This is a genomic window from Pseudomonas sp. 300 (assembly GCF_055803035.1).
On record NZ_JAVLRV010000003.1, the window covers coordinates 1 to 7,962 of the forward strand.

At 52.0% G+C, this 7,962-nt stretch carries 3 protein-coding genes, 2 tRNA genes and 3 rRNA genes; all 8 read right to left on the bottom strand.

The genetic code is table 11. The features are described 5' to 3' along the window. Positions 1 to 146: 146 nt before the first annotated feature. Positions 147 to 587: a hypothetical protein gene (locus tag Q7W83_RS25385; RefSeq protein WP_150634795.1), complete on the bottom strand. Its 441-nt coding sequence runs from the start codon at positions 585 to 587 to the stop codon at positions 147 to 149. A 7-nt stretch (positions 588 to 594) separates the two neighbouring features. Then, on the bottom strand, positions 595 to 1,344 hold the full coding sequence (locus Q7W83_RS25390; protein WP_473657731.1) for a pantothenate kinase: 750 nt from the start codon (positions 1,342 to 1,344) through the stop codon (positions 595 to 597). Further along, positions 1,334 to 2,293 (bottom strand): bifunctional biotin--[acetyl-CoA-carboxylase] ligase/biotin operon repressor BirA, encoded by a 960-nt coding sequence (birA, locus tag Q7W83_RS25395; protein ID WP_150634797.1) that lies wholly within the window; start codon positions 2,291 to 2,293, stop codon positions 1,334 to 1,336. Before birA ends, Q7W83_RS25390 begins: the two co-directional genes overlap by 11 nt. A 194-nt stretch (positions 2,294 to 2,487) precedes the next feature. Then, positions 2,488 to 2,603: ribosomal RNA gene (gene rrf / locus Q7W83_RS25400) — 5S ribosomal RNA — on the bottom strand. A gap of 160 nt (positions 2,604 to 2,763) precedes the next feature. Beyond that, positions 2,764 to 5,655: ribosomal RNA gene (locus tag Q7W83_RS25405) — 23S ribosomal RNA — on the bottom strand. Positions 5,656 to 5,904: 249 nt separating this feature from the next. Continuing rightward, positions 5,905 to 5,980: transfer RNA gene (locus tag Q7W83_RS25410), tRNA-Ala, on the bottom strand. 28 nt (positions 5,981 to 6,008) lie between these two features. Further along, positions 6,009 to 6,085: transfer RNA gene (locus tag Q7W83_RS25415), tRNA-Ile, on the bottom strand. 161 nt (positions 6,086 to 6,246) lie between these two features. Then, positions 6,247 to 7,783 (bottom strand): 16S ribosomal RNA (locus Q7W83_RS25420). The 16S, 23S and 5S rRNA genes sit together here with 2 tRNA genes alongside, the layout of an rRNA operon. Positions 7,784 to 7,962 lie beyond the last annotated feature (179 nt).

Sequence of the window (7,962 nt, forward strand, 5' to 3'; positions counted from 1 at the left end):
CTCCTAAGCGAGCCGGCATTCTATATCATGCCAGCCTTCTGTCAAGCATTTTCTCATTAAAAACCTGAGGTTAGCTGCGTTGACGTCACTTCGTAGCGCTTGCCGTTAAAGGCGTTCACTGCGAAGCGGGCGCCATTCTATTCAAACTATTCAGCGGGTGCAACCCCCTCGCACAGCATTATTTTATGTTTTAACTCATTGAATTCTCTAGAAAGGTTTTGCAGCTGAATGTCACCCAGCCAACGCCGGCTTTCAGGGGCGATTCGAACCCAATAACCCGCTAATTCAGGAAGATCCTTTGGCAGGAGCTGATACTTGATCTCCATGCCATTCAAGCGCCGCTCAACGGCCTGAATCGCTTCTTGACGAACAAAACCACCCAAGTACAAACAGCTACCGTCCGACAGAGACGCCTTTCCCTTGTCAAGGGAAGGATCAGTCGTCTCACTCAACAAGCGAATATCCTGCTGCCCTCCCCTATACAAACTCAGAGGAGTGACATCCTTCGCGCGCAGAGGAGCCTCTTGTTGGTGCCAGATGTAATAGAACACATTCAGAACAAGCAGCAGCAGAAACAACCAACGCATAAGAACCTCAGGACAAAGGACATGCCATAGCCAACCCCACAAATACCAGGTCCGGGACCACTCTAGCGTCTGGCACAATCTCAGAAACCAACCCTGCATCTCCACCGGTCAGAAATACGGTAAAATCTGCCCCCCAGTGGCTACGCGCAAGCTCCAACTGGGTCAGAACAAAGCCTCTAAGCATCAGCGAGCAGCCCCGCTCAACCGCTTCGGCGGTTGTGCGACCGGGAACGAGGCTTTCAATGGCGCGCTCAGCTGCCAGATCCCCATAGCGAATTTTACGGGTATGGGTGCGCAACTGATTTCGCATCAATGGCATTCCCGGACAAATAAATCCCCCGAGATGCTCTCCATCACCGGCGACGAAATCCGCAGTGACGGCAGTACCAAAATCAAGCACCAGGCATGCACCCGATGCTAATTTGAATCCCCCAAGCATCGCGAGCCAGCGATCGAGCCCCAGGCGCTCGAACTCTTCATAGCCATTGCGAACGCCCGACATTTCGCGAGCGGGCGCCGCGCAAACTACTGACACTCCAAAAGTATCGGTCAGCAGAACAATCAATGCACTGGTCTCTTCTGCCGTTCGAACACTGACCAATCGGCAAAACTTGAGGGCGAGCCCCTTGAGCGCGCCCAAACTCTCCAGCAACGCAAGATTGGAGTCCACAACCCCCTCACCAACCACCTGGCGAGCATCAGCTTTGAGTACTCGCCACTTGATGAAACTATTCCCGCAGTCGAGCTCAAGAATCATCACGCAACCTCAAGCTGAGCTCACCACCACTAAAGATTTTTTCCACACCACCCACCTTCAAGCGCAGAGCCCCCTGACTATCAACACCCAGCACCTCGCCATCTACATGGTTAACTCCGGCGATCAACGACACTGCCCGCCCCTGCCACAGATGATTCTGCTCCCACTCTGCCTGGATAGCAGGAAATCCACCGAGCTGATGCCGACGCAAATAAACCTGGAGCATCTGCCCCAATTGCGCGACCAATTGATTGCGATCGAATGACCGCCCTGATTCAAGCCGCAAAGACGTCCACTGCTGATCAACCTCATCGGTCATCTGCATGTTCACATTGATCCCGACACCCAGAACCACATGACACACATCAGCAGGATCTCCCACCAACTCAAGCAGTATCCCCGCGAGCTTTTTCTGACCTACCAAAACATCGTTAGGCCATTTCAAGCCTGCATCTGAGACACCAAGCGCTCGCAAGGTTTGCATGACTGCAAGTCCAACAACAAGGCTCAAGCCTTCCAGCTGGCGCATGCCACCGTCAATACGCAGCACCAGGCTGTAATAGATATTTTCCGCGAAAGGACTTGCCCACTTACGCCCACGACGCCCACGGCCAGACGTCTGCCGCTCGGCGAGCACAAGAAACGGCGCTACCTGACCGCGCTCTATTGCGCGCAGCGCTTCAGCGTTAGTGGAGTCAATTGAATCGAAAACCAGAACGGGCCAATTACAAGAAGGCGCCTGCTCTGCTATCGCGACAGAGTCGAGCAGTGTCAACGGCGAGGCCAATTGATAACCACGCCCTCGTACCTTATGGATGGACAAGCCAAGCTCAGCCTCCAGAAGCTGAAGCTGCTTCCACACAGCACTCCGACTGACACCTAAAGCGGCGCCTAGCGCTTGACCTGAATGGAATCGGCCATCCTTAAGAAGCTTTAACAACGTCAGCATGCAAGTCCCGCCTCACAATGAGGCCCGCATGATAGCCATGCCTCGAGCCGTTGCATAGAAACCGTACTGGGCAGATTTTCTCGCGGACAAAACAAAACCCCTACCTGCATACGCAGATAGGGGTTTCGGAATTTAATCTTGACGATAAAACAAAACCCCTACCTGCATACGCAGATAGGGGTTTCGGAATTTAATCTTGACGATGACCTACTCTCACATGGGGAAACCCCACACTACCATCGGCGATGCATCGTTTCACTGCTGAGTTCGGGATGGGATCAGGTGGTTCCAATGCTCTATGGTCGTCAAGAAATTCGGTAGCCAGGTCGTGGGCCTTTTCAGGTTCACGCTCCAGCGAATGGGTATGTGACAGCTTGGTGCTTTGTGAGTATCTCGAACTTTCGGTTCGTTTCGTCTTCACACACCGCAATCTGATGCTCTTTCGAGTAGTCAAATTGCTTGGGTGTTATATGGTCAAGCCTCACGGGCAATTAGTATTGGTTAGCTCAACGCCTCACAGCGCTTACACACCCAACCTATCAACGTCGTAGTCTTCGACGGCCCTTCAGGGGACTCAAGGTCCCAGTGAGATCTCATCTTGAGGCTAGTTTCCCGCTTAGATGCTTTCAGCGGTTATCTATTCCGAACATAGCTACCCGGCAATGCCACTGGCGTGACAACCGGAACACCAGAGGTTCGTCCACTCCGGTCCTCTCGTACTAGGAGCAGCCCCTCTCAAATCTCAAACGTCCACGGCAGATAGGGACCGAACTGTCTCACGACGTTCTAAACCCAGCTCGCGTACCACTTTAAATGGCGAACAGCCATACCCTTGGGACCGGCTTCAGCCCCAGGATGTGATGAGCCGACATCGAGGTGCCAAACACCGCCGTCGATATGAACTCTTGGGCGGTATCAGCCTGTTATCCCCGGAGTACCTTTTATCCGTTGAGCGATGGCCCTTCCATACAGAACCACCGGATCACTAAGACCTACTTTCGTACCTGCTCGACGTGTCTGTCTCGCAGTCAAGCGCGCTTTTGCCTTTATACTCTACGACCGATTTCCGACCGGTCTGAGCGCACCTTCGTACTCCTCCGTTACTCTTTAGGAGGAGACCGCCCCAGTCAAACTACCCACCATACACTGTCCTCGATCCGGATAACGGACCTGAGTTAGAACCTCAAAGTTGCCAGGGTGGTATTTCAAGGTTGGCTCCACGCGAACTGGCGTCCACGCTTCAAAGCCTCCCACCTATCCTACACAAGCAAATTCAAAGTCCAGTGCAAAGCTATAGTAAAGGTTCACGGGGTCTTTCCGTCTAGCCGCGGATACACTGCATCTTCACAGCGATTTCAATTTCACTGAGTCTCGGGTGGAGACAGCGCCGCCATCGTTACGCCATTCGTGCAGGTCGGAACTTACCCGACAAGGAATTTCGCTACCTTAGGACCGTTATAGTTACGGCCGCCGTTTACCGGGGCTTCGATCAAGAGCTTCGCGTTAGCTAACCCCATCAATTAACCTTCCGGCACCGGGCAGGCGTCACACCCTATACGTCCACTTTCGTGTTTGCAGAGTGCTGTGTTTTTAATAAACAGTCGCAGCGGCCTGGTATCTTCGACCGGCATGGGCTTACGCAGTAAATGCTTCACCCTCACCGGCGCACCTTCTCCCGAAGTTACGGTGCCATTTTGCCTAGTTCCTTCACCCGAGTTCTCTCAAGCGCCTTGGTATTCTCTACCCAACCACCTGTGTCGGTTTGGGGTACGGTTCCTGGTTACCTGAAGCTTAGAAGCTTTTCTTGGAAGCATGGCATCAACCACTTCGTGTTCTAAAAGAACACTCGTCATCAGCTCTCGGCCTTAGAATCCCGGATTTACCTAAGATTCCAGCCTACCACCTTAAACTTGGACAACCAACGCCAAGCTGGCCTAGCCTTCTCCGTCCCTCCATCGCAATAACCAGAAGTACAGGAATATTAACCTGTTTTCCATCGACTACGCTTTTCAGCCTCGCCTTAGGGACCGACTAACCCTGCGTCGATTAACGTTGCGCAGGAAACCTTGGTCTTTCGGCGTGGGTGTTTTTCACACCCATTGTCGTTACTCATGTCAGCATTCGCACTTCTGATACCTCCAGCAAGCTTCTCAACTCACCTTCACAGGCTTACAGAACGCTCCTCTACCGCATCACCTAAGTGATACCCGTAGCTTCGGTGTATGGTTTGAGCCCCGTTACATCTTCCGCGCAGGCCGACTCGACTAGTGAGCTATTACGCTTTCTTTAAAGGGTGGCTGCTTCTAAGCCAACCTCCTAGCTGTCTAAGCCTTCCCACATCGTTTCCCACTTAACCATAACTTTGGGACCTTAGCTGACGGTCTGGGTTGTTTCCCTTTTCACGACGGACGTTAGCACCCGCCGTGTGTCTCCCATGCTCGGCACTTGTAGGTATTCGGAGTTTGCATCGGTTTGGTAAGTCGGGATGACCCCCTAGCCGAAACAGTGCTCTACCCCCTACAGTGATACATGAGGCGCTACCTAAATAGCTTTCGAGGAGAACCAGCTATCTCCGAGCTTGATTAGCCTTTCACTCCGATCCACAGGTCATCCGCTAACTTTTCAACGGTAGTCGGTTCGGTCCTCCAGTTAGTGTTACCCAACCTTCAACCTGCCCATGGATAGATCGCCCGGTTTCGGGTCTATTCCCAGCGACTAGACGCCCTATTAAGACTCGCTTTCGCTACGCCTCCCCTATTCGGTTAAGCTCGCCACTGAAAATAAGTCGCTGACCCATTATACAAAAGGTACGCAGTCACCCAACAAAGTGGGCTCCCACTGCTTGTACGCATACGGTTTCAGGATCTATTTCACTCCCCTCTCCGGGGTTCTTTTCGCCTTTCCCTCACGGTACTAGTTCACTATCGGTCAGTCAGTAGTATTTAGCCTTGGAGGATGGTCCCCCCATATTCAGACAAAGTTTCTCGTGCTCCGTCCTACTCGATTTCATGACTAAGAGATTTTCGCGTACAGGGCTATCACCCACTATGGCCGCACTTTCCAGAGCGTTCCGCTAATCTCAAAGCCACTTAAGGGCTAGTCCCCGTTCGCTCGCCACTACTAAGGGAATCTCGGTTGATTTCTTTTCCTCAGGGTACTTAGATGTTTCAGTTCCCCTGGTTCGCTTCTTAAGCCTATGTATTCAGCTTAAGATACCTAACTTATGTTAGGTGGGTTCCCCCATTCAGACATCTCCGGATCAAAGTCTGTTTGCCGACTCCCCGAAGCTTTTCGCAGGCTACCACGTCTTTCATCGCCTCTGACTGCCAAGGCATCCACCGTATGCGCTTCTTCACTTGACCATATAACCCCAAGCAATCTGGTTATACTGTGAAGACGACATTCGCCGAAAATTCGATAATACTCAATTAAGAGCAACTCACAAATTTTACCTTAGCCTGATCCGTTACCAGTGAAAGTAACGTTCAGTCTATCTTTCTATCACATACCCAAATTTTTAAAGAACGATCTAGCCAAAGACTAGAAATCAACATTCACCATCATCACGATGGAATGCTCATTTCTAAGCTTTCAACAAACAGAAGCAGTAGTGGTGGAGCCAAACGGGATCGAACCGTTGACCTCCTGCGTGCAAGGCAGGCGCTCTCCCAGCTGAGCTATGGCCCCGTATTGCTACAGGATCCCACACAAAAATTGGTGGGTCTGGGCAGATTCGAACTGCCGACCTCACCCTTATCAGGGGTGCGCTCTAACCAACTGAGCTACAGACCCAATTTCGAGCTATCCGGCCGGCCTCACCCTGCTCTTTACCACAAAGCATGGGGTGCGCTCTAACCAACCAAGCTACAACCCGTTAGGGCTGCTTCTTATCGTCTTCTTCAATGAATCAAGCAATTCGTGTGGGAACTTATGGAGCAGCTGATGTCGTCGATTAAGGAGGTGATCCAGCCGCAGGTTCCCCTACGGCTACCTTGTTACGACTTCACCCCAGTCATGAATCACACCGTGGTAACCGTCCTCCCGAAGGTTAGACTAGCTACTTCTGGTGCAACCCACTCCCATGGTGTGACGGGCGGTGTGTACAAGGCCCGGGAACGTATTCACCGCGACATTCTGATTCGCGATTACTAGCGATTCCGACTTCACGCAGTCGAGTTGCAGACTGCGATCCGGACTACGATCGGTTTTCTGGGATTAGCTCCACCTCGCGGCTTGGCAACCCTCTGTACCGACCATTGTAGCACGTGTGTAGCCCAGGCCGTAAGGGCCATGATGACTTGACGTCATCCCCACCTTCCTCCGGTTTGTCACCGGCAGTCTCCTTAGAGTGCCCACCATTACGTGCTGGTAACTAAGGACAAGGGTTGCGCTCGTTACGGGACTTAACCCAACATCTCACGACACGAGCTGACGACAGCCATGCAGCACCTGTCTCAATGTTCCCGAAGGCACCAATCCATCTCTGGAAAGTTCATTGGATGTCAAGGCCTGGTAAGGTTCTTCGCGTTGCTTCGAATTAAACCACATGCTCCACCGCTTGTGCGGGCCCCCGTCAATTCATTTGAGTTTTAACCTTGCGGCCGTACTCCCCAGGCGGTCAACTTAATGCGTTAGCTGCGCCACTAAGAGCTCAAGGCTCCCAACGGCTAGTTGACATCGTTTACGGCGTGGACTACCAGGGTATCTAATCCTGTTTGCTCCCCACGCTTTCGCACCTCAGTGTCAGTATCAGTCCAGGTGGTCGCCTTCGCCACTGGTGTTCCTTCCTATATCTACGCATTTCACCGCTACACAGGAAATTCCACCACCCTCTACCATACTCTAGCTCGTCAGTTTTGAATGCAGTTCCCAGGTTGAGCCCGGGGATTTCACATCCAACTTAACGAACCACCTACGCGCGCTTTACGCCCAGTAATTCCGATTAACGCTTGCACCCTCTGTATTACCGCGGCTGCTGGCACAGAGTTAGCCGGTGCTTATTCTGTCGGTAACGTCAAGACACCAACGTATTAGGTTAATGCCCTTCCTCCCAACTTAAAGTGCTTTACAATCCGAAGACCTTCTTCACACACGCGGCATGGCTGGATCAGGCTTTCGCCCATTGTCCAATATTCCCCACTGCTGCCTCCCGTAGGAGTCTGGACCGTGTCTCAGTTCCAGTGTGACTGATCATCCTCTCAGACCAGTTACGGATCGTCGCCTTGGTGAGCCATTACCTCACCAACTAGCTAATCCGACCTAGGCTCATCTGATAGCGCAAGGCCCGAAGGTCCCCTGCTTTCTCCCGTAGGACGTATGCGGTATTAGCGTCCGTTTCCGAGCGTTATCCCCCACTACCAGGCAGATTCCTAGGCATTACTCACCCGTCCGCCGCTCTCAAGAGAAGCAAGCTTCTCTCTACCGCTCGACTTGCATGTGTTAGGCCTGCCGCCAGCGTTCAATCTGAGCCATGATCAAACTCTTCAGTTCAAACATCTTTGGGTTTTTAAGAAACCCTAAACTTGGCTCAGCAATCGTTGGTTACATCTTTGATTTCTCGCGGAGTAACTTGTGATGCTGATAATCTTGTTGACTATCAGTCTGACTCCACAAGCACCCACACGAATTGCTTGATTCAGTTGTTAAAGAGCGGTTGGTTAAGATCTTTC

Coding starts and splice junctions, on each gene's coding strand:
- Q7W83_RS25385 (WP_150634795.1), bottom strand. CDS start 587: ATGCGTTGGTTGTTTCTGCTGCTGCTTGTTCTGAATGTGTTCTATTAC.
- Q7W83_RS25390 (WP_473657731.1), bottom strand. CDS start 1,344: ATGATTCTTGAGCTCGACTGCGGGAATAGTTTCATCAAGTGGCGAGTA.
- birA (WP_150634797.1), bottom strand. CDS start 2,293: ATGCTGACGTTGTTAAAGCTTCTTAAGGATGGCCGATTCCATTCAGGT.